The 25,470-nt window shown below is 70.3% G+C and carries 18 protein-coding genes; 11 read left to right on the top strand and 7 right to left on the bottom strand.

Features of this window, described 5'->3' with window-relative positions; translation table 11 throughout:
• Positions 1-12: 12 nt before the first annotated feature.
• The gene (locus ACT3SQ_RS10140; RefSeq protein ID WP_442331956.1) at positions 13-1,062 is read left to right on the top strand and encodes a hypothetical protein; all 1,050 of its coding nucleotides are present in this window, start codon (positions 13-15) and stop codon (positions 1,060-1,062) included.
• 168 nt (positions 1,063-1,230) lie between these two features.
• Here ACT3SQ_RS10140 and ACT3SQ_RS10145 read toward each other — a convergent pair whose 3' ends face one another.
• Positions 1,231-2,886 carry a mannitol dehydrogenase family protein gene (locus ACT3SQ_RS10145; protein ID WP_441445299.1) on the bottom strand — a complete coding sequence of 552 codons (1,656 nt, stop codon included), beginning with the start codon at positions 2,884-2,886 and terminating at the stop codon, positions 1,231-1,233.
• A 255-nt stretch (positions 2,887-3,141) separates the two neighbouring features.
• Positions 3,142-4,188, bottom strand: a complete 1,047-nt coding sequence (locus ACT3SQ_RS10150) for a sugar-binding transcriptional regulator (RefSeq protein ID WP_345075479.1) — start codon at positions 4,186-4,188, stop codon at positions 3,142-3,144.
• 409 nt (positions 4,189-4,597) lie between these two features.
• On the opposite strand from ACT3SQ_RS10150, the gene ACT3SQ_RS10155 reads away from it, so the two are divergent.
• Genes ACT3SQ_RS10155 through ACT3SQ_RS10165 form a run of 3 tightly spaced genes read left to right on the top strand, consistent with a single transcriptional unit; the run spans position 4,598 to position 7,809 of the window.
• Positions 4,598-5,923 carry an ABC transporter substrate-binding protein gene (locus ACT3SQ_RS10155; protein ID WP_345075480.1) on the top strand — a complete coding sequence of 442 codons (1,326 nt, stop codon included), beginning with the start codon at positions 4,598-4,600 and terminating at the stop codon, positions 5,921-5,923.
• Positions 5,924-5,926: 3 nt separating this feature from the next.
• Entirely contained in the window at positions 5,927-6,907 is a 981-nt protein-coding gene (locus tag ACT3SQ_RS10160) for a carbohydrate ABC transporter permease (RefSeq protein ID WP_441445301.1), read from the top strand.
• Complete coding sequence (locus ACT3SQ_RS10165; RefSeq protein ID WP_444601109.1) at positions 6,904-7,809, top strand: carbohydrate ABC transporter permease; 906 nt, start codon at positions 6,904-6,906, stop codon at positions 7,807-7,809. Before ACT3SQ_RS10160 ends, ACT3SQ_RS10165 begins: the two co-directional genes overlap by 4 nt.
• 285 nt (positions 7,810-8,094) lie before the next feature.
• Here ACT3SQ_RS10165 and ACT3SQ_RS10170 read toward each other — a convergent pair whose 3' ends face one another.
• The gene (locus ACT3SQ_RS10170) at positions 8,095-10,440 is read right to left on the bottom strand and encodes an NAD(+) synthase (RefSeq protein WP_444502463.1); all 2,346 of its coding nucleotides are present in this window, start codon (positions 10,438-10,440) and stop codon (positions 8,095-8,097) included.
• Between the two features lie 241 nt (positions 10,441-10,681).
• On the opposite strand from ACT3SQ_RS10170, the gene ACT3SQ_RS10175 reads away from it, so the two are divergent.
• The 5 genes from ACT3SQ_RS10175 to ACT3SQ_RS10195 all read left to right on the top strand — a co-directional run bounded on the left by ACT3SQ_RS10175 (position 10,682) and on the right by ACT3SQ_RS10195 (position 16,680).
• A complete protein-coding gene (locus ACT3SQ_RS10175; protein ID WP_441445304.1) occupies positions 10,682-11,545 on the top strand; it encodes a carbohydrate ABC transporter permease in 864 nt (287 codons plus the stop codon).
• 15 nt (positions 11,546-11,560) lie between these two features.
• Positions 11,561-12,487 carry a carbohydrate ABC transporter permease gene (locus ACT3SQ_RS10180; protein WP_441445305.1) on the top strand — a complete coding sequence of 309 codons (927 nt, stop codon included), beginning with the start codon at positions 11,561-11,563 and terminating at the stop codon, positions 12,485-12,487.
• Positions 12,488-12,584: 97 nt separating this feature from the next.
• Positions 12,585-13,955, top strand: coding sequence for an extracellular solute-binding protein (locus ACT3SQ_RS10185; protein WP_442331953.1), 1,371 nt, complete (start codon positions 12,585-12,587; stop codon positions 13,953-13,955).
• 215 nt (positions 13,956-14,170) lie between these two features.
• Positions 14,171-15,448, top strand: coding sequence for an ABC transporter ATP-binding protein (locus ACT3SQ_RS10190; protein WP_441445307.1), 1,278 nt, complete (start codon positions 14,171-14,173; stop codon positions 15,446-15,448).
• Positions 15,448-16,680 (top strand): ABC transporter permease, encoded by a 1,233-nt coding sequence (locus tag ACT3SQ_RS10195; protein WP_441445308.1) that lies wholly within the window; start codon positions 15,448-15,450, stop codon positions 16,678-16,680. Before ACT3SQ_RS10190 ends, ACT3SQ_RS10195 begins: the two co-directional genes overlap by 1 nt.
• Positions 16,681-16,773: 93 nt before the next feature.
• Here the strand turns inward: ACT3SQ_RS10195 and ACT3SQ_RS10200 are convergent, their stop codons facing one another.
• Complete coding sequence (locus ACT3SQ_RS10200; RefSeq protein WP_444502458.1) at positions 16,774-18,489, bottom strand: hypothetical protein; 1,716 nt, start codon at positions 18,487-18,489, stop codon at positions 16,774-16,776.
• 18 nt (positions 18,490-18,507) lie between these two features.
• The gene (gene recR, locus ACT3SQ_RS10205) at positions 18,508-19,101 is read right to left on the bottom strand and encodes a recombination mediator RecR (RefSeq protein ID WP_441445310.1); all 594 of its coding nucleotides are present in this window, start codon (positions 19,099-19,101) and stop codon (positions 18,508-18,510) included.
• Between the two features lie 202 nt (positions 19,102-19,303).
• On the opposite strand from recR, the gene ACT3SQ_RS10210 reads away from it, so the two are divergent.
• Entirely contained in the window at positions 19,304-19,834 is a 531-nt protein-coding gene (locus tag ACT3SQ_RS10210; protein WP_441445311.1) for a transcriptional regulator, read from the top strand.
• A 55-nt stretch (positions 19,835-19,889) separates the two neighbouring features.
• Here ACT3SQ_RS10210 and ACT3SQ_RS10215 read toward each other — a convergent pair whose 3' ends face one another.
• Both ACT3SQ_RS10215 and ACT3SQ_RS10220 read right to left on the bottom strand, forming a co-directional pair.
• Positions 19,890-23,282 carry a DNA polymerase III subunit gamma and tau gene (locus ACT3SQ_RS10215; RefSeq protein WP_444601110.1) on the bottom strand — a complete coding sequence of 1,131 codons (3,393 nt, stop codon included), beginning with the start codon at positions 23,280-23,282 and terminating at the stop codon, positions 19,890-19,892.
• A gap of 186 nt (positions 23,283-23,468) precedes the next feature.
• The gene (locus ACT3SQ_RS10220; protein WP_444601111.1) at positions 23,469-24,818 is read right to left on the bottom strand and encodes a hypothetical protein; all 1,350 of its coding nucleotides are present in this window, start codon (positions 24,816-24,818) and stop codon (positions 23,469-23,471) included.
• Positions 24,819-24,968: 150 nt separating this feature from the next.
• Here ACT3SQ_RS10220 and ACT3SQ_RS10225 point away from each other — a divergent pair, with 150 nt between their 5' ends.
• On the top strand, positions 24,969-25,385 hold the full coding sequence (locus ACT3SQ_RS10225; RefSeq protein ID WP_441445314.1) for a VOC family protein: 417 nt from the start codon (positions 24,969-24,971) through the stop codon (positions 25,383-25,385).
• The last annotated feature ends 85 nt before the right edge of the window (positions 25,386-25,470 follow it).

Below are 25,470 nucleotides of genomic sequence, written 5' to 3' on the forward strand. Positions count from 1 at the left end.
GAGCATGTGCCCATGCCCCGACTCCCCTACCCGCTGCCACCATCGCTGCCGTATGCCGTGTTCACGGCGGCGGAGGCGAAGCAGGCTGGGGTGAGCGTGGATCGGCTGAGGGCGAATGATCTCCGCCGGCTGGGCTACGGGATCTACGCCCGCACGGACGTCGACCTCACGGAGCTCGCGCTCCTGACCGCGATGACCCGCAGCGACCCCCTGGTCGTGGCGAGAGGTCAGAGCGCAGCACGGCACTGGGGCTTCCCGTTGACGCAGGCACTGCAGAGATGGGACGCGGCTCCGCAGATCACCCCCGTCCATCTGACTGCCGGCGATCTCGTCCATCGCGACACGAAGCTCCTGCGTTGGAATCGGCAACGCTTGCGCGCTGAGGAGATCGTCACGATCTCGGACCTGAGAGTCACCAGTCGGATTCGCACCTGGCTCGATCTCGCTCAGGAGGTCTCCCTCGACCAGCTCGTGAAGATCGGCGACCACCTGGTGCGGATCCCGCGCGCCTGGGCGGAGAACCGTCTTGAGCCCTACGCCACGCCCGCCCAGCTCATCGATGCCACACTCGCCTACCCCGGCACCGGCAGGCCACGTCTGAGAGAGGCGCTCACGCTGATTCGAATCGGCAGCGATTCCGCCGCCGAGACGACTCTTCGCCTCGCCGCGGGCCGAGCACAGCTCCCCACCCCCGAGCTGAACGTTCGCCAGTTCACCGATGGGGTTGACCTCGGCGAACCGGACCTGGCCTGGCCCGAGTGGAAGGTGTGCGTCGAGCATGACGGGCCGTCCCACCGCACGAAGGAGCAGCAGGAGAAAGACATCAGGCGTCGGGAGCTCCGGGAAGCGCATGGCTGGATCGAGGTGCAGTCGGTCGCTGTCGACCTCCACAACGGGTGCCGCCGTGGGCTGCAGCGGATGCGGGAAGCGCTCCTGAAGCATGGCTGGCGCCCCACCGCCGACTCCAGCGCACCACGCGCCCCACGCCAGCGACGACCCGCCTCGCGCTCGGCCCCGATCATCTCGCCATCACCGGATCGCGCGAGCCGTCCGGCCAGATGAGTCGCCCAGCCAGATGAGTCGCCCAGCGACGTGATCAGGACGGTGGCGCGGATCGCCCTCCCCGGAGGGAACTGCCACGTGAGCGGGGCAAAGTGGGGTGAATAAGGGTAGCTATCGCCCCACTTTGCCCCGCTCACGCGGCGGGAAAGGTGCACGGGAGGGGGTGCCTCAGGTCCTGGTGACGAGCTCCGCAAGGAGGGCGCGGGCGCCGGTGGTGTGGAGGGTCTCGAGGGCGTGGAGGTAGGGCGTCGTGAATGCCTGCTGCTGGACGAGGTCGCCGAACAGCTCCTCGTCGCGGAGGAAGGCGAGCGGGTCCTCATCGTGCCGGGCTGCGGCAGCCATCAGGCGGTCGTGGAGGCGGTCCACCACCGGCCACTCCTCACCGTTCTCCCCCATGCCCTCGGCGTAACGCGCCCAGGAGGCGACGATCGCGGCGGAGGCGGTGACGTCCCGGCCAGCCTCGAGGTTCTCCCGGATCACGGGGACCAGCCAGGTGGGGATGCGGTCGGAGGACTCGGCGGCCAGGCGGGCCAGGGTGTCCTTGACCTCGCGGTTCGCGAAGCGGGCCATCAGCTCGTCCTTGTAGGCGTCCAGGTCGATGCCGGGCACCTCGGGAACGGCGGGCGTGCCCTCGTGATCCATGTAGAGAGTGCGGGTGAAGGGCGCGAGGTGTTCGTCGACGGCGGCTTCGTCGGCGTAGGTCTGCCCGAGCAGCAGGCCGAAGTAGGCGATGGCCTGGTGGGAGCAGTTCAGCAGGCGCAGCTTCATCAGCTCGTACGGTTCGACGTCCTCGACCATCTGCACGCCGACCTCCTCGTAGGCGGGGCGGCCGGCGGGGAAGTGATCCTCGAGCACCCACTGCACGAAGTCCTCGCTGACCACGGGCCAGGCGTCCTCGATGCCGTAGTCGCTGGCGATCATCTCGATGTCCTCGGGCGCGGTGACCGGGGTGATGCGGTCGACCATGCAGTTGGGGAAGGCGACCTCGGACTCGAGCCAGTCGGCGATCGGGGCGTCGCCGTGCAGGCCGTTCTCGTCGCGCCTGCGTGCGTAGGCGAGGATCATGCGCTTGGCGAGGTCACCGTTGCCGCGCACGTTGTCGCAGGACATGACGGTGAACGGTGCGGTGCCGGCCTCGCGGCGGCGGCGCAGCGCTTCGACGACGAAGCCGAACATGGTGCGAGGGTGCCCGGCGGGGTGCGCGGGATCCGCCCCGGCACCATCCGCACCGTCCGCACCGTTCACAACGTCCGCACCGTCCGGACCGTTCACAACGTCCGCACCGTCCGGACCGTTCGCACCGTCCGGGCCCGCCGCGGCGGCGCCCACGGCGGCGAAACCGGTGGAGAGGTCCGCGGCGACGGCCTCGGTCTCGTACTGGAACTGACCGGTGGAGGGGTTGTAGTTGTAGCCGCCCTCGGTGACGGTCAGCGAGACGATCCGCACCGCCGGGTCGGTCATCTGGGCGAGCACGGCCTCGGGATCGTCGGGCGCGAAGAGGTACTTCGCGATGGAGCCGACGATGCGAGGGTCGCGGGCTCCGTCGGGCGCCTTGGTGACCAGCGTGTACAGCCCGTCCTGGGCGGTGAGCGCATCGCGCATCCGGGCGTCGCCCGGCAGCAGGCCCACGCCGCAGAGCGCCCAGTCGCGGTCCCGGCCGGCGTTCATCAGCCGGTCCAGGTACATGGCCTGGTGCGCGCGATGGAAGCCGCCGACGCCGAAGTGGACGATGCCGATGCGTCGCTCGTCAGGGGCATAGCTCGGCACCGCGACCTCGCCGCGAGTGCCGATCTCGGACAGGGTGGAGGCGTTCAGCGCGGTCATGGCTCATCCTTCGTCGGCGAGTGCGGTGGGAGTCCGACGATACACACCCCGGCGTCAAATGAGCAGACCTATCGCTCACCTGATCCGGGAGTGCGCCGTCCCGGGGCAGGTTCTCGCCACACAGTCGCGACCCCGGTCCCGCGCTCGCCACCCGCGTCCATACCCGCACCCGCGCCCGCACCCGCACCCGCACCCGCACCCGCCGTCACAGTCGCGGCCGCAGCCGCAGCCACACCCATGCCCGACCCCGCACCCTCAGTCGAGCAGTGCGGCGACCTGGTCGGCGAGCTCCGGGGCGAGCACGATGTCGTCGACCAACCCGGAGCGTGCGGCGGCGATCACGGCTTCGGGTCGCCCGACCGCCGGTGCGGCCGCGATCACGCGAGCCCGGCGCAGCTGGTCGGCGCGGACCCCGATCACCCGATCCTCCATGGTGGAGTGCCAGACCGCGCCGCTGCCGTTCAGCAGGATTCCGCAGATCTCGGCGACCACCCCGGCGTCCTGTGCGCGCTGCTGCTCGTCGGGCCGCAGCCGTGCCCACAGGGTCGAGGCTCCGGCGGACCAGGCCCCGATCGACACCATCGCGACGTCGAGCGCGTCGGCCGCATCGAGGGCCGAACGGACCTCCTCCATCGACCGCAGCGAGGCTGCGACCTGCGGGGAGTCGACGATCAACGGGGTGGGCAGCGCCCAGACCTGCCCGCCGGTGTGCCGGCCGAGGGAGTGGACCAGCGCGGAGGACTGTGCGGTGGAGTAGCCGGGGGCGCTGAGCGGCCCGACCAGCTGGACGATGTCCGCCAGGGGCAGCACCCCGAGGGAATCGGGGAGGTGGAGCAGGGTGCGGGACCAGGCGACGCCGAGGCGACCGCCCTCCTGCAGGTGCAGCGGCAGCAGGCCGGCGACCTGTCGTGCGATCGCGGCGCGCATCGACTCCCCCGGGCGAGCGGAGGCGACGGTGACCGAGGAGATGCCGAGCTGCGCGGCGAGCGGGGCGTGATCGCGCCCGGCGGCCACCGGATCGACGACCTCAATGCGCACGATGCCCTCCGCGCGGGCCTCGTCGAGCAGGCGCGCGACCTGGAATCGGGAGAGGTCGTGGCGGCGGGCGAGCTCCACCTTGGAGACGCCGTCAAGATAGTGCTCGGTCGCCAGCGCGACCTTGAGGGAGCGGTCGTCGACCGCACTGCCGTCGGCCGCACGACCGCGGGCTGCGCCGCCGTCGGATGGATGGCGTCTGCCCGCAGCGTCACCACCCGCAACCCCCGCTCCAGCATCCGTTCCGGAGGGCTCCCTGGACCCCATGGCGACTCCTTCCGCACTCATCGCGCGACGAACATCTGTGCCCGCCCCTTGCTCAGTTGAGAGTATATGACTACGCTCACTCTCAGTTGAGCGTCTACAACTATCAAGTGAGGGTCGCGGCAGAGCTGTCGTGTGCTCTCTGCGCGACGCTCTCAGCGCGTCACCCAGCGCGAGACCGACATCGCTGTCGGTCGACCATGTCGGACACCGCCGACCCCCGGCCCGAACCGCTCACAGGAGACCAGTCATGGGACCCCTCTCCCCCTCCCCTCACCCCCGCTCGGGGCTGAGCCTTCCTCCAGGATCGCCGCCACCTCCGCGGGATCCCCGCACCCGCCAGCGTCCCCGCTCGCCGCAGACTTCCAGCGCACCGCAGCCCTTCCGCACGCTCCAGCCCAACCGTCGCAGCGTGCTCGGAGCAGGCCTCGCCGGGCTCGGTGCGGCAGGCCTCGCCGCCTGCGGCGCAGGCTCCGGCGGCAAGGAATCGCTCGTCGTCGCGATCGTCTCGAATCCGCAGATGCAGGACGCGATCAGCCTCATCGACCGCTTCACCGAGCAGCACCCCGACATCGACGTGCGCTTCGTGTCCCTGCCGGAGAACGAGGCGCGCGCGAAGATCACCGCGTCGGTCGCCTCCGGCGGCGGCGAGTTCGACGTCGTGATGATCTCCAACTATGAGACTCCGCTGTGGGCCGCCAACGGCTGGCTCACCGACCTCGAGCCCTATATCGCGAAGACCGACGGCTACCAGCCCGAGGACTTCATCCCCACGATCAAGGACGCCCTGACCGTGGACGGCGCCATGCACTCGGTGCCCTTCTATGGCGAGAGCGCGTTCCTCGTGTACCGCCAGGACCTCTTCGACGCGGCAGGGCTCGAGATGCCCGAGCGTCCCAGCTGGGACGAGCTGCAGGAGTTCGCCGAGGTCCTCCACGACCCCGACGCCGGCATGACGGGCCTCGCGCTGCGCGGGTTGGCCGGCTGGGGCGAGAACCTCGCCCCGATGAACACCGTCATCAACACCTTCGGCGGCCGCTGGTTCGACATGGACTGGGCCCCCGCCCTCGAGTCCGCCGAAGTGCGCGAGGCGGTGAGCACCTACGTCGACACGGTGCGCACCTTCGGCCAGCCCGGTGCCGCGACCTCCGGGTTCGGCGACTGCCTGAACCTGGTCAGCCAGGGCAACGCCGCCATGTGGTTCGACGCCACCTCGATGGTCTCCGGCATCGAGGACCCTCGGTCCTCGACCGTCGTCGGCAAGACCGGCTACGCCCTGGGACCCACCGAGCTCACCGACTCCACCAGCTGGCTGTACTCCTGGGCGCTGGCCATCCCGGAGACCAGCGAGAAGAAGGATGCGGCCTGGGAGTTCATCGCCTGGATGACCCATCCCGACTACTTCCAGCTGGTGGGCGAGGAGATCGGCTGGGAGGCGCTGCCGCCCGGCTCCCGGCTGTCCACCTATGAGATCCCCGAGTACGCGGAGCTCTCGAAGACCTACGCCGAGCCCACCCTGAACTCGATGGCGGCCGCCACCCAGGAGCAGTCCATGACCGAGGAGGTCCCCTACCCGGGCCTGCAGTTCGTGGGCATCCCCGAGTTCCAGGACCTCGGCACCCGCGTCGGCCAGCAGTTCTCCGCCGCGATCGCGGGCCAGAAGAGCGTCGACGAGGCGCTGAAGCAGTCCCAGGGCTTCGCCGAATCGGTCGCCCGCACCTACGGATGGGAAGGCTGAGCCATGTCGACCACCACCGATGCTCCCGTCGGCCGCGGGCCCGACGCGCCGCGCACCCCGTCGACCGACGGACCCCGCGCCCGCCCCGCCCAGGGCGGCGACTACTCCAAAGCCGAGGCCTGGCGGCGCCGACTGCCGCTGATGCCCGCGTTCCTGTTCGTGGTCGTCTGCACCCAGATCCCGTTCCTGCTGACGATCTGGTACTCCCTGCGCTCCCGCAACCTGCTGCGCCCCGAGGGCGAGAAGTTCGTGGGGCTGCGCAACTACCTCGACATCTTCGTCGACTCCACCTTCCGCACCGCGGCGCTGAACTCCATCCTGTTCACGCTGGGCTGCGTGGTCGTCTCGCTGCTGCTGGGGCTGGGGCTCGCGCTGCTGCTGGACCGGAAGTTCTTCGGCCGCGGCTTCATCCGCACCCTGCTGATCACGCCCTTCCTCATCATGCCGGTGGCCGGCGCGATGCTCTGGTCGATCTCGATGTTCGATCCGACGTACGGCCTGGTCAACTGGCTGATCGGGACCGTAGGGATCTCCCCGGTGGACTGGACCAGCCAGTTCCCGATGGTCTCGATCATCATCGCGCTGGTGTGGCAGTGGACACCGTTCATGATGCTGCTGCTCCTGGCGGGCCTGCAGTCTCAGACCGGTGACGTCCTCGAGGCCGCCTCGATGGATGGCGCCAGCGCCTGGCAGACCTTCATACACATCACCCTTCCCCACCTGCGGTTCTACCTCGAACTGTCGGTGCTGCTGGGCGCGATCTATGTCGTCAACACCTTCGACCAGATCTATCTGATGACGGCGGGCGGGCCCGGCACCGCCAGTGCCAACCTGCCGTTCTACATCTACCAGCGCGCGTTCCTCGGCTTCGACATCGGGCAGTCCGCTGCGATGGGCGTGGTCACCGTGATCGCCACGATCGTGATCGCCACCTTCGCGCTGCGCCTGATCTTCACGAGCATCAACTCCAAGGAGCAGTCATGAGCACCGCGACCGCCACCGCCGACGCCCCTCGGCACCCCGCTGCCCGTCCTACCCGGTCGGCTGCACCGATCCGTCCTCGGCGGCCGAAGGGCCAGGTCAGCAGGCATCTGCTGTCCGTGCTGGCCTGGGCCGCCGGTCTGATCTTCTTCGCCCCCGTGGCGTGGATGGTGCTGACCAGCTTCAAGCAGGAGAGCCAGGCGGCCTCGAGCCCGCCCACCTTCTTCTTCACCCCGACGCTGGATCAGTACGCCTCGATCATCGGCACCTCCGGCGCCGGCTCGTACCTGCTGAACTCGGCGATCGCGACCGTCTGCTCGACGCTGCTGGTGCTGGTGCTCGCCGTGCCGGCCGCCTATGCGGTGAGCATCCGCCCCGTGAAGCGCACCCAGGACTTCCTGTTCTTCTTCATCTCCACGAAGATGCTGCCGGTGGTCGCCGTGATCATGCCGATCTATGTGATCGCCGGGCAGCTGCGGATGCTCGACAACATCCTCACGCTGATCGTGCTGTACACGGCGATGAACCTGCCGATCGCGGTGTGGATGATGCGCTCGTTCTTCCTCGAAGTGCCCGGCGAGGTGCTCGAGGCGGCATCGATCGATGGGGCCTCGCTGATGCGCACCATGCGCACTGTGCTGCTGCCGATGGTCGCGCCGGGCGTGGCTGCCACCGCGCTGATCTGCGTGATCTTCGCGTGGAACGAGTTCTTCTTCGCCCTGAACCTCACCGCTGCGAATGCCGCGACGGTGCCGATCTTCCTGATGTCGACCATGACCTCGGAGGGACAGTTCCTGGCCCGGCTCTCCGCCGCCTCGGTGCTGGCGTCCCTGCCGGTGGTCCTCGCCGGCTGGATCGCGCAGAAGCAGCTGGTGCGCGGCCTGTCGATGGGTGCGGTGAAGTAGGCCGGGGCGCGCTCGGCGGGGCGGGCCACATCAGGGGGCATCGGTCCTGTGTCAGGCACCCGCCACGCGCCAGAGGGGCAAAGTAGGCGCCAGCGGGGCAAAGTAGGGGGAATGGCCGCATCTATTCGCCCACTTTGCCCCGCTGGCTGGGCGAAGGAACCGCGCGGCGGCGGGGCGGGGCGCGGGGCGGCTGGGCGAAGGAACCGCGGAGCCGCGGGGCGAGGCGCGGGGCGGCGGAAGGGCGCGGGAGGCGATCCCGCTCGCTGAGCTGGGCGCCGCCGAGGTCTACTCCCCCGGCACGTCGCGCTCGATCTCGGCCATCCAGGCCTTCGCCGTCGCGTCGGCCGGCATCCGCCAGTCACCGCGCGGGGAGAGCGAGCCGCCGGCCAGCACCTTCGGGGCGTTGGGCAGGGCGGAGCGCTTGAACTGATTGGCGAAGAAGCGGCGGACGAACACCGTCAGCCAGTGCTTGATCTCCTCGCGGGAATAGGGGCGCTTGTCGGCGTCGGAGTAGCCGGCGGGCCACTCTCCGGCGTCGACGTCACCCCAGGCCTGATGGGCGAGGTAGGCGGTCTTCGCCGGACCGTAGCCGCGACGCAGCAGGTGATAGAGGAAGAAGTCGTGCAGCGCGTAGGGACCGATCGAGCTCTCGGTGGACTGCGCCTTCTCGCCCTCACGCGCCGGGATCAGCTCGGGACTGATCTCGGTGTCCAGCACCGCCTGCAGCACCTCCGAGGCGTCGTCGCCGAAGATCTCCTCGGCGACCACCCAGCGGATCAGGTGCTGGATCAGGGTCTTGGGCACGCCGGCGTTCACGCCGTAGTGGGACATGTGGTCGCCCACGCCGTACGTGCACCAGCCGAGCGCGAGCTCGGAGAGGTCCCCGGTGCCCACCACGATCCCGCCGTGGTGGTTCGCCAGGCGGAACAGGTAGTCGGTGCGCATCCCGGCCTGGACGTTCTCGAAGGTCACGTCGTAGACCTCCTCGCCGCTGCCGTAGGGATGGCCCATGTCCTTCAGCATCTGGGTGGCGGAGGGACGGATGTCGATGGTCTCGAAGCTCGCACCGACCGCGCGCGAGAGCAGCTCGGCGTTGGAGCGGGTGTGCTCGGTGGTCGCGAATCCGGGCATCGTGTAGGTGAGGATCTCGGAGCGGTCGCGACCCAGCAGGTCCATGGCTCGTGCGCACACCAGCAGCGCATGCGTGGAGTCCAGACCGCCTGAGACGCCGAGCACCGGCTTCGTGCCGCCGGGCTTGTCCCCGCCGATCGCGCTCAGCCGACGCACCAGACCCGCGACCTGGATCGAGAACGCCTCATAGCAGTCCTGGGCCAGGCGGGCCGGGTCGTCGGGCACGAAGGGGAAGCGGTCCAGCTTGCGGCGCAGCGGCCCGGTCGCGGGGCGGCCGACGGGCTGGGAGTCCCCGTCAGGGTCCCAGGCGTCGAAGGAGATCTCGTCGGCCGCTTCCACTCCGAACAGGAGCCGTGCGCGGCTGCCGGCGTACTCCTTCAGGCGTTCGGCGTGGATGCGCCGATTGTCGTCGAAGGTGTTCATGCGGCGCCGCTCGGCCACGACCCGGGAGAGATCGATGTCCGCGATGGTGGCGCGGGGGCCCTGCGGGAAGCGCTCGGTCTCGCCCAGCAGGTCACCGCATTCGTAGATGAAGGTCTGTCCATCCCAGGCGAGGTCGGTGGTGGACTCCCCCTCCCCGGCAGCGGCGTAGATGTACGCGGCCTGGGAGCGGGCGGACGCGGAGCGGGCCATCAACTTGCGCTCGTCGGCCCGGCCGATGGTGATCGGCGAGCCGGACAGGTTCGCGATCACGGTGGCGCCGGCGAGCGCGGCCTCGGCCGACGGCGGGATCGGCACCCACATGTCCTCGCAGATCTCCACGAACAGGCTCAGGCCCGGCACGTCGGGCACCTCGATCAGCTGGTGCGGGGTGAGCTGATGCTCCGTCCGGCCGATGCGCACATTCTCCCAGCAGACGTCGTCCCCCGAGGCGTACCAGCGCCGCTCGTAGAACTCGCGGTAGGTGGGCAGGTGCTGCTTGGCGTGGATGCCCACGATCTCCCCGCGATGGATGGTGATCGCGGCGTTCACCACGCGGTTGCGGGCGGGGACCCGCAGCGGGGCGCCGAGCACGATGAGCGGCATCAGCTCACGGCTGGCCTCGACCACGGCGAGGATCGCCTGCTCGGCGGCGTCCAGCAGCGGCTCCTGCAGCACCAGGTCGTCCAGCGAGTACCCGGTCAGGGACAGCTCGGGGAACACCGCGAGCCCCACCTGCTGCCGGTCGAGGTCGCGCAGCACCTCGAGGTGGCGCTCGGCGTTGGTGGCGGGGTCGGCGAGCGCGACCGGGACGGTGACGGCGGCGGCGCGCAGGAAGCCGTGGTCGTAGATCGAGGCGTGAGGGTCCGACGGGTCGTCATGGGTGACGGTGGGCAGCGCGCGCTCCAGCTGGTGGTCCCGGTCGGGCGCGGCCGGCACATGCCCGCCCGGCACCGGGGCGGAGGCCGGGACGTCATGATGATGCGCCGGTGCGGGGCTCGGCGGTTCGTTCTGGCCCGGCGGCTGCGTCCGGTGCTGACCGGAGGGCTGCGGGGCTGTTGGCTGCGACGCTGAGCTCATGGTGCCGAGCGTAATGGAGCACAGCGGCACCGCGCCGCTCTGCGTCCGTTCGGTCGGCTGCGCTCTGCGGCCCTGTGGCCCCGTCGGCCAGCCCCGTCGGCCAGCCCCTTCGGCTCGCCCCGTCGGCTGGCCCCGTCGGCCGGCCCCGACCATCGCTGGGCACGACGCACGGGTGCAACGCTGACCTGCTATACGTTGATCCGATGAGACCGAGCACGACATCGCGCACGAGAGGGGCCGCATGAACTCGCGCAGGCCCTTGCTGGGCTGGCTGCTGATCGCCCCCAGCCTGATCGGGGTGGCGGCCTTCCTGATCCTGCCGGTGCTGATCGCCTTCGTCGTCTCCCTGTTCCGCTGGGACCTGCTGGGCACTCGCCGCTTCATCGGGATAGAGAACTACCAGGCGCTGCTCTCGGACGGCGCCTTGACCAACTCCCTGCTGGTCACCGGCATCTTCACGCTGATCTCGGTGCCGGTCTCGCTCGCGCTGGGTCTGATCCTCGCCACGCAGCTGGTGCGCGCCCTGCCGGGCTCGGCGATCGTGCGGGTGATCGTGGTGATCCCCTGGGTGTGTGCGCCGCTCGCGCTCGGCGTGGTCTGGAAGTGGATCTTCCAGCCGTCGGTCGGTGCACTGAACCAGATCCTGGGCGTGCGTATCGAATGGCTGACCGATCCGTCGCTCGCCCTGCCCGCGGTCGCCTTCGTCGCGATCTGGCAGAACGTCGGCTACATCTCGCTGTTCTTCCAGGCCGGGCTCACCCGCATCCCCGGCTCGATCTACGAGTCCGCCCGCATCGACGGCGCCGGACCGGCCCAGCAGCTGTGGTTCATGACGGTCCCGCTGCTGCGCCCCACCACGTTCTTCCTCGCCGTCACCCAGGTGGTGGCGAGCTTCCAGGTGTTCGACATGGTCTTCGCCCTCACCGGCGGCGGCCCCCAGCACCGCACCGAGGTGATCGCCTCCCTGATCTACCAGGAAGCCTTCGTCTCCAGCCGCCTGGGCCGCGCGAGCGCGGTCGCGGTGATCCTGTTCCTCCTCCTGGTGGTGATCACGGTGGCCCAGCAGCGCTGGTTCTCCCGCCGCATCACCTACGACATGAGCTGAGAGGACACCGACGAGATGACCACACCGCGCACCGCCACACCGCACGCCAACACCGATGCTCCCGAGGCCACCCCCGCGCGCCCGACGAGCCGACGCCGCCTCACCGGCACGCTGCTCGCACGGCGCCTGTTCGGCCACGGCATCACCTACCTGGTGCTCGCCGTCGCCGCCGTGCTGACCCTGGGACCGTTCCTTTTCTCCGTGCTCACCGCATTCACCTCCACCCGGCAGTTCGCCCAGCAGGGACCGCTGTCGATCCCCGTGCCCCCCGTGCTGGAGAACTTCATCGGCCTGTTCACCTCACCAGACGGCTTCGTCACCCCGGTCGTGGTCACGGTGCAGATGGTCGCCGTGATCCTGGTGGGCCAGATGGTGTTCTCGGTGCTCGCCGCCTATGCCTTCGCTCAGCTCCGCTTCCCCGGCCGTGACCTGCTGTTCTGGGTGTACATCGCGACGCTGATGGTGCCGCAGGTGGTCGTGGTGGTGCCGCTGTACCTGATGATGAGCGAGGTGGGGCTGCGCAACACCTTCTGGGCCCTGATCCTCCCCTTCGTGCTCGGCTCCCCCTACGCGATCTTCCTGCTGCGGGAGAACTTCCGCGGTGTGCCCAGCGAGCTGATGGATGCGATGCGGATCGACGGCGCGGGCACCCTGCGCCTGCTGTGGCATCTGGTGGTGCCGCTGAACCGGCCGATCATCGTGACCCTGGTGCTGATCACGGTGGTCACCCACTGGAACAACTTCATGTGGCCGATGGTGATCACCTCTGGCCCCGAGTGGCGGGTGATCACGGTGGCGACCTCCGCGCTGCAATCGCAGTACAACAACAACTGGACCCTGGTCATGGCGGGTACGACGCTGGCGATGCTGCCGTTGGTGATCCTGATGGTGGTCTTCCAGAAGCAGATCACCCGCTCGGTGGGCGAGGCGACGCTGCGCTGACGCGGACACGCATCGGCGTCACCCGAAGACATACATCACCCCATCACCAGCACGAATGGTTGATGATAGGAGCACTAGTGTTCTCGGAAGGAATCACATGTTGAACCGTCGTACTCTCCTCTCCTCCTTCGCCGCCGCCGGCCTGCTCACCACCGCGGCGGCGTGCTCCCCGTCCAGCGATGACGGCGGCTCGGGCGGCACCCCGGGCAGCGGCGCCAGCGACGCGGGTGGCAGCACCGGCGGGGACAAGGGCACGCTGACCTTCCGGCTGTGGGATGAGAATGCCGTGGCCGCGTACGAGGAGTCCTTCACCGCGTTCACCGCCGAGAGCGGCTGGAACGTGAAGATCGACGTGGTGCCGTGGGCCGACTACTGGACCCGCCTGCCGCTGGATGTGGCCAGCGGTGACGCGGCGGATGTGTACTGGATGAACTCCGCGAACTACATCCAGTTCAAGGACTCCGAGGCACTGCTGGACATCAACGAGGTGATCCCCGACGGCGCGGCCCAGTGGGAGCAGTCCGTGGTGGACCTCTACACCCGCGACGGCGGGTTGTGGGGCGTGCCGCAGATCTGGGACTCGATCGCCCTGTTCTACAACAAGGCCCTGGTCGAGGAGGCGGGCGTGGACCCGTCGGCCCTCGCCTTCGACCCCGCCGCGGAGACCGACTCGCTGCGCGATGCCGGAAAGGCGCTGACCCTGGACGGTGCCGGCAAGCACCCGGGCGAGGACGGCTTCGACGCCGATTCCCGTGAGCAGTTCGGCTTCAACTCGCAGGCGGACCGCCAGGCGATCATCGGCCCGATGCTCGCCTCGAACGGCGCCGAGTGGCAGAAGGACGACCAGTACACCTTCGCCTCTCCCGAGGGCATCGAGGCGTTCCAGTACATGGCCGACCTCATCAACGTGGAGAACGTGGCCCCCAGCGCCGCAGACACCAACGAGAACGGTGACTTCACCCGCGACCTGTTCACCCAGGGCAAGCTCGGCCTGTTCCAGTCCGGCCCCTACAACCTGCTGGCGATCTCCGATGGCGTGGCCGACTCCTTCGAGTGGGCGCTCGCCGCGCCGGTGGCCGGCCCCGCGGGCGCGAAGTCCCTGGTGCACGGTGTGGTCGCGGTGGGCAACGCGAAGGCCGACGAGGAGCAGCAGACCGGCATCACCGAGCTGCTGACCTGGCTGGGCAGCAAGAACGGCCAGCTGCCGCTCGCCGAGAAGGGCGTCTCCTTCCCCGGCCATGTCGACGCGCAGGACGCCTTCATCGCGTTCTGGGAGGAGAAGGGCGTGGACGTCAGCATCTTCGTGGACGCCGCGAAGAACGCCGCTGAGGCCGACACCGGCGCCCGCGCGAATGCTGGCCTCACCGCCGCGATCCCGGTCTTCCAGGAGGTCTTCATCGGCCGCCTCACCGCCGAGGAGGGCATCCCGCAGGCACAGGAGGAGGGCAACGCCGCCATGGCGGAGTGAGCCCGCTGGCTCAGCGGGATCACCTGACCTGCTGAGCATCGGAGGACGACGGGCGCTGGAGCGCACCCTGCGGAAGTATCTCCGCAGCCTGCTCTCCAGCGCCCGTTCTCGTTGCTCAGTCCCTGGGCATCCTCCACCACTCCCCCACGATTCGTCCCCGTAATGTGCCCGCGAAGTCCTGCCCGCGACGGGTTCCGGCATGCCAGTCTGTGCACATGACGCACAGCACACCCGCGGCCGGGGGCACGGGCCGGGGATCGCAGGGGGAACAGGCGCCGCCGCACACGTCCGGCGCCTACGACCACTGGCCGATCCAGTCCGACGGCCCTGCCCACAGCAGTCCCGCGCAGAACGAACCGCCCCTCAGCGGGCCCGCGCAGAGCGCCCCGGTGCGCAGCGGTCCGACGCACGAGAGTCCCACGCACGAGAGTCCCACGCAGAACGGCGCGGCAGCGCCCGGCCTGCAGTCGTATCCCGGACGCGCCACGAGCTACGGCGCGCTGGCCCCGGCGCCCGCGCACCGCACCGACCTCGCCGCCGGCGCAACCCCCGGGATCGTCGCCGAACATGTGAGCCGTGCTTTCGGCAGCGTGCAGGCGGTGCATGATCTGAGCTTCACCGCGCCGCGCGGCGCGGTGACCGCGCTGGTGGGCCCCAATGGCTGCGGCAAGTCGACGCTGATGCTGATGCTCGCCTCGCTGCTGGCCCCGCACTCCGGCCGGGTGCTGATCGACGGCGTCGACCCGTCGGCCGATTCCCCGGCGGTGCGGGCGAGCGTGGGATGGATGCCGGACCAGTTCGGGGCGTGGGACTCGCTGCGGGTGGCGGAGGTGCTCGAGGTGATGGGCCGTGCCTACTTCCTGCCCGGGCCCGAGCTGCGGCAGCGGGTCGATGAGCTGCTGCAGCTGCTGGATCTCGCCTCTCTCGCCCAACAGCCCGCGCACGTGCTCTCCCGTGGGCAGAAGCAGCGCCTGGGTCTGGCCCGTGCGCTCATCCATGGCCCCTCGGTGCTGATCCTCGACGAGCCCGCCTCCGGGCTCGACCCGGCGTCGCGCCGACGCCTGCTGCGGGTGGTCCGCTCGCTGGCGTCTGCGGGGACCACCGTGCTGGTCTCCAGCCACATCCTCACTGAGCTCGAGGAGATGGCTGATCATGTGGTGTTCATGGACTCCGGCCGGGTGGTGGACGCCTCGAGCGTGCGCGATCTGGCGGCTCGGCCGCGCCCCTGGAGGATCAGCTCGTTGGATCTGCAGGCCCTGGCCTCGGCATTGGGACGGCTCGGGGTGCGCCACCGCGGGGTGCTCGGCCCCGATCGCACCACCAGCGGTCATGCAGAGGTGATCGTGCAGCTGCCCGACGAGGCCACCGCCGCCCGCCTGCTCGCCGACCTCACCGCCGCGAAGGCCCAGGTCATCGCATTCGGTCCCGCGACCGGTCGACTCGAGGCCGCCTACCTCGCCTCCGATGCCGCCCACCGTGAAGGAGCCCTGTGATGAGCGCGTCCACCTCTGTGCCCGAAGCGCCCATGCCCGCAGCGTCCGGCGGCCCGGGCTCCAGCGGTCCAGGCTCCGGCAGTCCGGCATCCGGAGGTCCACCCTCCGGCGGGGCTTCATCCGGCGGTCCGGCACCGACTGGTCCCCGCCGTCCCCTCAACGGCATCCTCTCGCTGCGCCCGCGAGGGCTGTGGCTGGTCACCTCGCTCGAGCTGCGGCAACGGATCCGTTCGGGGCGCTGGTATGTCGCGCTCGCGGTGTGGACCGTGGTGCTGCTGGGCATCGGCGGGCTGGGGCTCGCTCCCACGCTGTACACCGCGCAGTGGGATTCCCTCGAGCCGGTCGCTGCGGTGATCTTCAGCCTGCAGGTCATCCTGGTGCTGTTCGCGATGCTGCTGGTGGTGCCGGCGCTCTCCGCCGGATCGATCAACGGTGACCGCACCGCCGGGACCCTCGCCACGCTCCAGGCGAGCCTGCTCAGTCCCTTGGAGATCGTGCTGGGCAAGCTGCTGGCCGGCTTCCTCACGGGCCTTGCGTTCCTGGTGCTCGCCCTGCCCTCGCTGGTGCCGATCGCGGTGCTGGGCGGGATCGGGGTGTTCTACTTCCTGCGGATCGTGCTGGTCATCGCGCTGCTGACGCTGTGCGTGACCGCCGTGGGGCTGGGACTGTCTGCGGTGACGAACCGGCAGCTGGGCTCGGTGGTGCTGGCCTACGTGATCGTGTTCGGTGTGTCCGTGGTGCTGCCGATCGCCTGGGGTTCCTCGGCGATCTTCCTGCAGCAGGAGCGCGAGGTCACCGAGTACTACTCCACCTACGATCACGCCGACGGCGCGCGTATGGGGCGCTGCGTGGCGGAGCAGGGCACCAGCGATGTCCCGCGCGTGGATCTGACGATGCCGATGCTGTGGGGGAACCCGGTGGTGCTGCTAGCCGAAGCGGCGCCCCCGCTGCCGACGGACTACTGGAGGGACGGGGAGGAGAACACGGATGTTCTGCGGCTGATCAAGAGCGGGATGCGCGTCGCCGCCACGATCACCCATCCTTCCCACAACAACTACTGCGAGCCAGGGGAAGAGGGCTATCCCGAGGACCTCGCCGCCATGCCGAACCGGCCGATCTGGCCGATGGGCCTGACGCTGTGGATGCTCGCGGGAGGTGTCTCACTCGCAGTAGCGACCTGGAGGCTCGCGGTGCCGATCCGGCATCTGGGCAGCGGGACACGGATCGCCTGAGGCCGGCTCTCCGTCGGCCCGCAGCACCGGCAAAGACCCGCCCCGAACTCCAGCGCGGAACTCTAGCCCGGCCCTGGCTCCGGACCTGTCGCTCTACAGCTCCCGCAGCCCCGTGACGGAGTCGGGGATGCCGTGACCCGGCGGGGTGTAGTCACCGCTGGCCCGGCCGCCGCTGGCCTGGCCACCGCCGGTGAAGGCTGAGCCTTCGCCACCGAAGTCCGGCAGGGCCCCACGGGAGAGGTCCGCTGCACGCACTGCGGTGTCCTTCGCGCCGGGCACGGAGTCATCGACCCAGAGCCGCTCCCCGGCGGCGTCCAGATCGAAGATCTCCAGCGTGTGGTCACCACCGGCGGCCTGGAGCCGCTTGCGCATCGCGGCCCGCACCGCAGGATCCTTGGCACGATCCGCGCGGGTGCCGATGTCCGGGGCGACCAGGGCGTACGGGCTCTCCCGGCGCACATAGTCCCCGGCCGGCCCATAGAGCAGATCCCTCAGCCCGCGGCGCATCGCCGAGGCGGCGGCGAGCCCGAGCAGGGGCACCAGCACCAGCGCTCCCGTCACGATCCACACCCAGCTCAATGCGGTCGCGACCTGGATCACCTGCAGGAGCACGGCGAACATGATCGCGCCCAGCAAGCCCCAGCCAGCACTGATCCAGCCGGTCAGGCCCACCACTCGCGCTTCCCACGGGTTCACCCGGGCGCGGTGGCTCCAGTCCTCGTAGGTGCGCTGATCGGTGACCTGGTCGCGCTGTCCCGTGGACAGCATCATGGCGGTCCCGGGGGCGAGTGCGAGCCCGAGCAGCATCACGGCCGCCACCGGCAGGGCGAGCAGCAGCTGCACGATGGGAAGCGACGAGCCTGCGTCGACGAGATCCATCGTGGTGAAGCCGACGATCACGGTGACCATGTCCGTGATCCCGAAGATCACCCAGCCGAGCCCGGCGGCGGCCGGGATCACCCAGGTCAGGCTGGCCCAGGACAGCAGCGCCAGCGTGATCACTGCGCCACGAGGGGTGAAGGCGGCACTGGCTGCTTCGCTCCCGGGGCTCGGCGGCAGGTGCCGGCGATCCTGGACCAGGACCTGCTTGGCGGCCTCGCGCCGCTCCTGCGGATCCCGGCCGATACGAGCCGTGGTCCGCAGCGCCTCAGCATCGGTGACGCCCAGCAGCTTCGGCGCGGTGACGGTGCGGCGCACCAGCACCCAGGCGAGCTGCAGCGTGAGGATCGCCAGGCAGAGGGAGGACAGCGGGCCCGCGCCGAGGCCGGTCCACGGCTGCGGCACGCCCAGCAGCACGGCGACCGGCAGGGCGATCACCACCAGCAGCGGCGGGAGCATCAGCACCGTCGTGACCCGCGTGGCGACGGCGCGCTGGAACTGCCGTTCGCTGAGGAAGCGGCGCGGCTGGAGGCCGGCGATCACGCTGGGGGCCAGGGGCACCAGGGCCAGGCTGAGCAGCGTCGCCGCTGCGGGGACCAGCAGGAAGGCGGAGCCCAGCCCGGTGCTGGTGAACCCCAGATCGATCAGTGTCGCCCGGAGGAAGGCAGGTTCCGCGAGTGCGGACAGCAGCGAGAGGAACCAGAACGTCGGCGAGGCGCCGAGGACGTACAGCACCAGCAGCAGGTACCACAGGCCCAGGATCACCAGGGCGGGGGCCCAGAAGATCCGCAGCAGGCGCGTCCGGATCGCGCCCTTCGACTCGGCGATGATCTCGCCGGGCGGGGTGAGGTGGGTGGCCTCGTCCGGCAGCCGTCGGGGCGCCGGCAGGTCCTTCAGCGGCGGCAGCGAGCGGGTGTAGGGCGAGGTCATGGGGTCTCCTGGGAGGCCTCAGACGGCGCGGCGGCCCAGGAAGGCGCGACCCAGCGTCATCTCGTCGGCGTAGTCGAGGTCGCCGCCCACGGGCAGTCCGGAGGCGAGGCGGGTGACCGTGAGGTCGAGGGGGCTCAGCAGGCGGGAGAGGTAGGCGGAGGTGGCCTCGCCCTCGATGTTCGGGTCCAGCGCGAGGATGACCTCCTTGGTCTCCCCCGAACCGAGCCGGCTCATCAGCTGGGTGATCCGCAGGTCGTTCGGACCCACGCCTCCGATCGGATCGATCGCGCCGCCGAGCACGTGGTAGCGGCCCTTGAACTCGCGGATCTTCTCGATCGCGATGATGTCCTTGGACTCCTCGACCACGCAGATGATCTCCTCGCTGCGGCGAGGGTCCGAGCAGATGCGGCACTCGTCCTCGGCGGAGACGTTGCCGCACACCTCGCAGAAGCGCACGGTGTCCTTGACCTTGATCAGCACCTCCGCGAGTCGGCGCACAGCAGCATCGTCGGCGTCCAGCAGATGGAATGCGATCCGCTGTGCCGACTTGGGGCCGATGCCCGGCAGCCTGCCGAGCTCGTCGATGAGGTCCTGAACAATGCCTTCGTACACGTGCCCAACTGTAGTTCCCGGGGCCGACGTGCGGCTCCACAGGGTGACCCACCTGCCACCACGGGTGTCGCACCTGCCCGGAGGGCGGTCATGGGCCGCCGATCACCCGGAGTGGCGACACCCACGCTGGGGCGGTACGGTCATCACCGGGTCGTCGCGTGCTTGCACGGCCCTTTGTCGACTCTGAACAGGACCAGGATCGATGTCCTCGATGCCGTACCCCTACGACTCCGCGGAGCCTGCCTCCGAATGCCAGGTGGCGCAGGCCCCGGAGATCCCCACCGCCGTGGTGTCGAAGCGGGACTTCCCGATGTACGAGATGCCCACCCTGATGGACGGCACCTTCTCGCATCTGATCGAGGTGCTGGAGGCCGCGGGGCTGCACCCGATCGGCCCCGCCTTCGCCCTGCACCATCGCGCCCCGGTCGCGACCAGTGATCTCGAGGTCGGTTTCCCGATCGACGCGCCCCTCACCGAGGCGCTGTCCCTGCCCAGCGGCTATGAGGTGACCGGTTCGGTGCTGCCGGCGGGCCGCGTGGGCTGGGTCTCCCATTTCGGCGGTTACGCCGGGCTGGCCGAGAAGTGGGGAGAGTTCACGGAGCACATCGGCGAGTCCGAGGAGCAGATGATCTACCCCTTCTGGGAGTTCTACGTGACGCCGCCCTCCCAGGGGATGAATCCGGCTCGCCTGCGCACCGACCTGTTCAGCCTGCTCGAGCCGCGCGACGTCTGAGCCGCGCAACCTCTGAGCCTCGCCCCGCTGTTCCCGCTGGTGGGGTCGACGGGCTCTAGCGGGGACGGTTCTCGTCGATGACCTCGAGGACCTTGCCGCCGAGCAGCTTCTCGATGACCTCGCGGCCGTTGCGGTTGGCGCCGGTGGCGTCTGCGTCTTCACGGGTCGCGCCGCCAGTGGGGTCGACATCCGCCATGGCCTCATCGGGCTGGGCCCCTCGAGCCCCCCGGAAGCGCTGCCCCGCCGGGCGGGACGCCTGCGCTGCCTGCGCGGCTTCACGAACCATCGCGGCGCCGCTGCGGGCGGGCACGGGCTGCAGGGGTGCCGCGGTCGACGGCGCGGAGACCGGCGGGGCCGACGGGGCTATCGCCGATGCAGTGGGCCCGGCCGGGCCCGGCCCCGACGTGCTGGTCGCCGCGGTGCCAGCGCCGGTGCCGGCGCCGGTGGTCGACACTGCGGTGCCCCAGGAGGCCGCAGCACGGGCAGTGGCGGTGCTTGCCTGCGCGTCTGCGGAGCTCGATGCGGCATCCGTGTGCGGGGGGATGTTCGCGGAGGCGGCACTCGCGGCCGAGCTCTGTCCCATCGCTGGCACAGCCTGCAGAGCGGGGGCACCCGGCTCCTCGGCGACACCGCCGGCATCGGCGGCCACGACCCCGGAGGGGGCGGGGCCCTCTGGCACGGAACCGGCGGGCGTCAAGGCAGCAGTGGTCTGCGCCGGTCGGGAGTGGACGACGCGGCCTTCGGCGATCGCTCGCTTCAGCGCATTCTGGCCGTAGGTGCGGGGCTGTTCCGGCGAGACGGAGTCCCGGCCTTCGTCGTCCACCACGGGGATCTCGCCGCTCAGGGCGGTGCTGGCAGGCGCGGTGCTGGCAGGCGCGGTGCTGGCAGACGCCGGGCCAGCGGGGGCGGCGCCGACTGCCGTCCCACGGTCCGCTTCTGCCTGATGCAGTGCATCGGACCAGCGTCCGGTGCGCTCTTGCCCAGTGCCGCTGCCCGGGCGCTGCTCGGGAGCCTGCTGCGAGGGGAGTTCATTCCTCGCACCGTGATCGTCCGGCGGATACTCGTCGTGAGGGTCCGGCGGGTAGGGGTCGTCGGGCTCAGGGGCGAAATCCTCGACACGCTCGGAGCCGGAGCCGCCCCGGCCGGACTGGGATGCACGAGCTGCGGCCGCCATGGCCCGTTCGGACGCGCGCTGGCCCAGGGAGACGGGTGGCTCCTCGCGAGGGGCCTGCTGGGCAGAGCTCGCGGCGGCGCTCGTTGCGGTGCTCGAGGCGGTGCTCGCTGCGGTGTCGCGCGGCGGCAGGGAAGCCGCCGCGTCTCCCCATGAAGCCGGATGGGGCCGGTTCGCGTCCGGCTCTGGGCGTGCCGCCTGCGGTCGCCTCGACCCTCCGGGCCCGCCAGCATCTCCGGGGCCGCTCGGGCCACCGTCTCCGCGGGCACCGGGTCCGCTCGGGCCCTCGCCGCCACGTGCGCCGGGACTGTTCGATCCACTCGGTCCACCCGGACCGCTCGTCCCGCTGCCACCGCCGCCGGGGCCGGGATCCTCCCCGACTACTGCCTCAACGGAGACATCGGTGTGCAGGATGCGACGCACTGCGTCAGCCAGATTCTCGCCGGCGGTACCTCGGTGGAATGCATGGACCAGCCCCTCGGTGCGGAAGCCGATCACCAGGGTGCTGCCGTGGGCCCCGTTGACGTGCCCGTTCTGGGACACCAGCGCCCAGCTCGGCCGCCGGATCTGCTGGAGCTCGTCCAAGATCGCGGACCAATGCCCGCGCACATGCTCCGCATCGAGACCGTCAGGTGCTGCAGCGGCCGGTGACGCCTGCGGCGCCGTCTGCTCCATGGGCGCCGACGACGGGCCGCTCGGATCCTGCGCCGGCGTTGCCTGCTGGGCCCCCGAGGACTGCTGCGGCACTGACGGCTGCTGCGTAAAGGGCGGCTCCTGCTCAGGACGGGGCTGCTGGGCCGACGGCTGATTCTGCGCCGCTGCCGCGGGTGCCCAGGTGCTGGGTGCCTGCGCTGCGGGAGCTGGGACGTGGGCGCTCTGCTGCTCTGTGCTCGCGGGGGCGGCCGGGGCGGCGGCCGGAGCGGAGGCGACCGGGGCCTGCGCGTGCTGCGGGGCGGGCTGCTCACGCGGCTCCGTGGGCACCGGGGCGCGGCCCGTGCGGGCCTGACGCGCCGCCTCGACCTTCTGCTGCGCGATGCGTCGCGCCTCGTCACGCGCACCGGAAGCGCCGGGCGCTCCGGGCGCGCCCTGGGCCGGACCGGCCACCGGGGCCCCAGCTCCCGACGGTGCGGCTGCCCCGACCTGGGCAGGACCGTCACCGGCGGCGAGCGCGGCCCGCTCGTTGCGCAGCACCAGACGGGCCGCGAGCAGCTCGAGGTGGAGCCGCGGGGAGGTCGCACCGCTCATCGTCGAGAGCGTCTCGTGGACCAGGTCCCCGCACAGCGACAGATCGGCCGGGGAGAACATGGTGGCCTGGCCGCGCATCTGCTCGAGGTCACCGGCCGGGACCTGCGGCAGCAGATCGGCGCCCTTGTCCGGCACGGCTGCCAGCACGATCAGATCGCGCATCCGCTCCAGCAGATCCTCGACGAAGCGCCGCGGCTCGTGGCCGGTGGCGAGCACATGCTCGACCGCCCCGTACAGCGCGGCGGCGTCCCGCTGGGCGATTGCGGTGACCGCCGTGTCCAGCAGCGCGGTGTCGGTGAAGCCCAGCAGTGCGATCGCAGTGGCGACGTCGAGCCCGCCCTCGCCCGCCCCGGCCATCAGCTGGTCCAGCACCGACATCGAGTCACGGGCGGAACCGCCGCCGGCCCGCACCACCAGCGGCATCACGCCTTCACCCACCTGCACGGACTCGGCGGCGCAGACCTCTTCGAGGTAGGGGCCCAGCACCTGCGGCGGGATCAGCCGGAAGGGGTAGTGGTGGGTGCGTGAGCGGATGGTCCCGATGACCTTGTCCGGCTCGGTGGTCGCGAAGACGAACTTCACATGGTCCGGCGGCTCCTCGACCAACTTCAGCAGCGCGTTGAACCCGGCCGAGGTGACCATGTGGGCCTCGTCGATGATGAACACCTTGTAGCGGTCTCGCACGGGCGCGAAAGAGGCGCGTTCGCGCAGTTCACGAGCATCATCGACACCGCCGTGGCTGGCGGCGTCGATCTCCACCACGTCGAGGCTGCCGGCGCCGCCGGTGGCGAGGTCTCGGCAGGAGTCGCACTGACCGCAGGGGACGTCCGTCGGCCCCTCAGCGCAGTTCAGGCAGCGCGCGAGGATGCGCGCGGAAGTGGTCTTGCCACAGCCGCGCGGGCCCGAGAACAGGTAGGCATGACCGATCCTCCCGGCACGCAGCGCACGCCGCAGGGGCGTGGTGACGTGGTCCTGGCCGATCACCTCGGCGAAGGACTCCGGGCGGTAACGTCGATACAGAGCTATGGCCACTCCGACAGGCTAGTCGAGGGTGCCCACCTTCCTCACCGCTGAGGACGGGCAGGATCTGTGGAGGAACGGTCACCGGACGGCGCGATTCCCCGCTGGAGACCGTCGGCAGCCCCGCCGCATGGGCTTTCAACCAGGTCACACCGCGTAACGCGCGAGGCAGGGCCTACAAGCTCCTCGACGACAACCTCACCTGAGCGATCCCGCTTGCACCTCGTCCTCCGACGCGCGCGCATCGGCCGCGGCCCCAGCCCGCGAGTCGTCGTCCGCGGTCGGAGACGGCGCGGAACGAGCAGGTCCAGCAGACGGGTCCGACGGGTCCGTCTCATCCTCGGCCCGGCCGCTCTGACCAGGATGCTCAATCTCCTCGCCACCCGCCGCCTTCGCCGCCTTCGCCGCCTTCGCCGCGGCCAGCTTCTCCCCACGGCTGTGCAGTCCCTTGCGGGTCGCCGAGAAGACGCCCACCACCACGATCACCGGCACCAGCACTTCCGGCAGCCAGTCGGGGATGTCGAAGGGCAGGCCGATGTCCGGCAGCAGCCCCAGCAGCCAGGCCAGCAGGTCACGCACCGGTCGCAGCAGCATGGCGAAGAACTCCCTGATCGGGGAGAACACCGCCTCGAGGAACTCTTGGACCGGGCGCAGCAGCTGCGCAATCCATTCCCGCACCGGTTCGGTCATCCGTGCGATGGCCTCGAACGCCGGTCGCACCCGCGCCTCGATCCATTCCAGCAACGGGTCGAGCACGCCGCTGAACAGTGCACCGAAGCCCAGCAGCGGCAGCAGGTAGCGCGCTGACTTCGTGATCGCGGCAACCAGCGCGTACCGGGTGGGATGGGCGGTGCGCTTCTCCTCCCGGGCAGCCGACGGAGATCCGTCCGCCGGAACCAGCACGATGCGCTTGACGCCGCGACGGATCTCGACCTCGCCGGCGCCGCCCAGGCCGACAGTGCGGATGGTGATCTCCTCGGAGTTCGCATATCCGCCGCTGTCCATAGGGCGGCGCACCGTGCAGAGCAGCGTCGCGAAGCCGTCCTTGAGGGTGAAGCGGAGGTCATCATCGGCCCAGGGCTCGGCGTCGGCGCTCTCGTCGAGCTCGAGGGGAGAGTCCTCGTCGGCGGCGGAGTTCTCGCCCCCATGGGCTACCGGGGCTTCGCTCTCGTCCGTCTCCGGGGCATCGCTCCCCTCGGGCGCCGGGCCGTCGTCCCCGTCGGCAACCGTGCCCTCACTCGCATCCCGCGCCGCTCCGGAGTCCTCCTCAGCGCTCTCCTCCGGCGGCCTCGCCTTGACCTCGGCCTTCGGATCGTGCTCGATACCGTCGATGACCACGGTGAACGTGGTGTCCAGGAGCCGGTGGCGGACTCGGACCAGGTAGTCGTGACTGCCCGTGGTGCCGCTGTACTCGACGTCTGCGGCGAAGCGGTTCGGTGCCTTCTCCCCGAAGGCCGGCACCGGTCCTTCCGTGGAGACATCGCCCGTCGCCGCCGGATCCGTCGTCGACGACGCGGCGCGGTGGCGATCTAGGTGCTTCTCAGGCATGCCCCTACGATGCACTGCCGTGCACCGCTCTCGCATCCGCCGCTCGGAGGGGAATCGGCAGCCGAGTATCCACCGATCGACGGACTCGGATCGGCGGATCGGCGCGCCGCCACTGTTGCCTGTGCCGCCCGCAGCGCGAAGACTGGGGGCATGAGCGTCTTCGTCTCCCACACCAGCATCGACTGCCACGACGCCTACGCCCTCAGCGAGTGGTGGCGCAGGATCCTCGACTACGGGACGGACCCGGAGGATCCGAACCTTCCCGGACATGAGGAGTGCGCGATCTTCGACCCGGACACCGGCCACACCCTCCTGTTCCTCGAAGTGCCCGATGCCGAGCTGCCGGCCAAGCGCATCCACTTCGACGTGCGTCCGCGCGAGCGCACGCAGGAGCAGGAGATCCGCTGGCTCGAGGAGCAGGGCGCCACCCTCGTCGCCGACCACCGCGGGCAGTACGGGCCGGGCACGGGCTGGCTGACCATGGCTGATCCGGAGGGCAATCAGTTCTGCGTGCTGAAGTCCCCCGCCGAGCGTGCCGCTGCCACAGCGAGCCCGTCGGCCGACTGACCAACCATCCCCAAGCCCCACGATGAGCCACCCCCGCACCCCCAAGGGTCACTAATGTGACCGCATAGCAATTTCATTGAAAGTG

Source organism: Brachybacterium sp. AOP42-C2-15 (genome assembly GCF_052377065.1).
Classification (GTDB): Bacteria; Actinomycetota; Actinomycetes; order Actinomycetales; family Dermabacteraceae; genus Brachybacterium.

Excerpts from the sequence above, each read along its gene's own strand:
- ACT3SQ_RS10140 (WP_442331956.1), top strand. The coding sequence starts at position 13 with ATGCCCCGACTCCCCTACCCGCTGCCACCATCGCTGCCGTATGCCGTG.
- ACT3SQ_RS10145 (WP_441445299.1), bottom strand. The coding sequence starts at position 2,886 with ATGACCGCGCTGAACGCCTCCACCCTGTCCGAGATCGGCACTCGCGGC.
- ACT3SQ_RS10150 (WP_345075479.1), bottom strand. The coding sequence starts at position 4,188 with ATGGGGTCCAGGGAGCCCTCCGGAACGGATGCTGGAGCGGGGGTTGCG.
- ACT3SQ_RS10160 (WP_441445301.1), top strand. The coding sequence starts at position 5,927 with ATGTCGACCACCACCGATGCTCCCGTCGGCCGCGGGCCCGACGCGCCG.
- ACT3SQ_RS10165 (WP_444601109.1), top strand. The coding sequence starts at position 6,904 with ATGAGCACCGCGACCGCCACCGCCGACGCCCCTCGGCACCCCGCTGCC.
- ACT3SQ_RS10170 (WP_444502463.1), bottom strand. The coding sequence starts at position 10,440 with ATGAGCTCAGCGTCGCAGCCAACAGCCCCGCAGCCCTCCGGTCAGCAC.
- ACT3SQ_RS10175 (WP_441445304.1), top strand. The coding sequence starts at position 10,682 with ATGAACTCGCGCAGGCCCTTGCTGGGCTGGCTGCTGATCGCCCCCAGC.
- ACT3SQ_RS10180 (WP_441445305.1), top strand. The coding sequence starts at position 11,561 with ATGACCACACCGCGCACCGCCACACCGCACGCCAACACCGATGCTCCC.
- ACT3SQ_RS10185 (WP_442331953.1), top strand. The coding sequence starts at position 12,585 with ATGTTGAACCGTCGTACTCTCCTCTCCTCCTTCGCCGCCGCCGGCCTG.
- ACT3SQ_RS10190 (WP_441445307.1), top strand. The coding sequence starts at position 14,171 with ATGACGCACAGCACACCCGCGGCCGGGGGCACGGGCCGGGGATCGCAG.
- ACT3SQ_RS10195 (WP_441445308.1), top strand. The coding sequence starts at position 15,448 with ATGAGCGCGTCCACCTCTGTGCCCGAAGCGCCCATGCCCGCAGCGTCC.
- ACT3SQ_RS10200 (WP_444502458.1), bottom strand. The coding sequence starts at position 18,489 with ATGACCTCGCCCTACACCCGCTCGCTGCCGCCGCTGAAGGACCTGCCG.
- ACT3SQ_RS10210 (WP_441445311.1), top strand. The coding sequence starts at position 19,304 with ATGTCCTCGATGCCGTACCCCTACGACTCCGCGGAGCCTGCCTCCGAA.
- ACT3SQ_RS10220 (WP_444601111.1), bottom strand. The coding sequence starts at position 24,818 with ATGCCTGAGAAGCACCTAGATCGCCACCGCGCCGCGTCGTCGACGACG.
- ACT3SQ_RS10225 (WP_441445314.1), top strand. The coding sequence starts at position 24,969 with ATGAGCGTCTTCGTCTCCCACACCAGCATCGACTGCCACGACGCCTAC.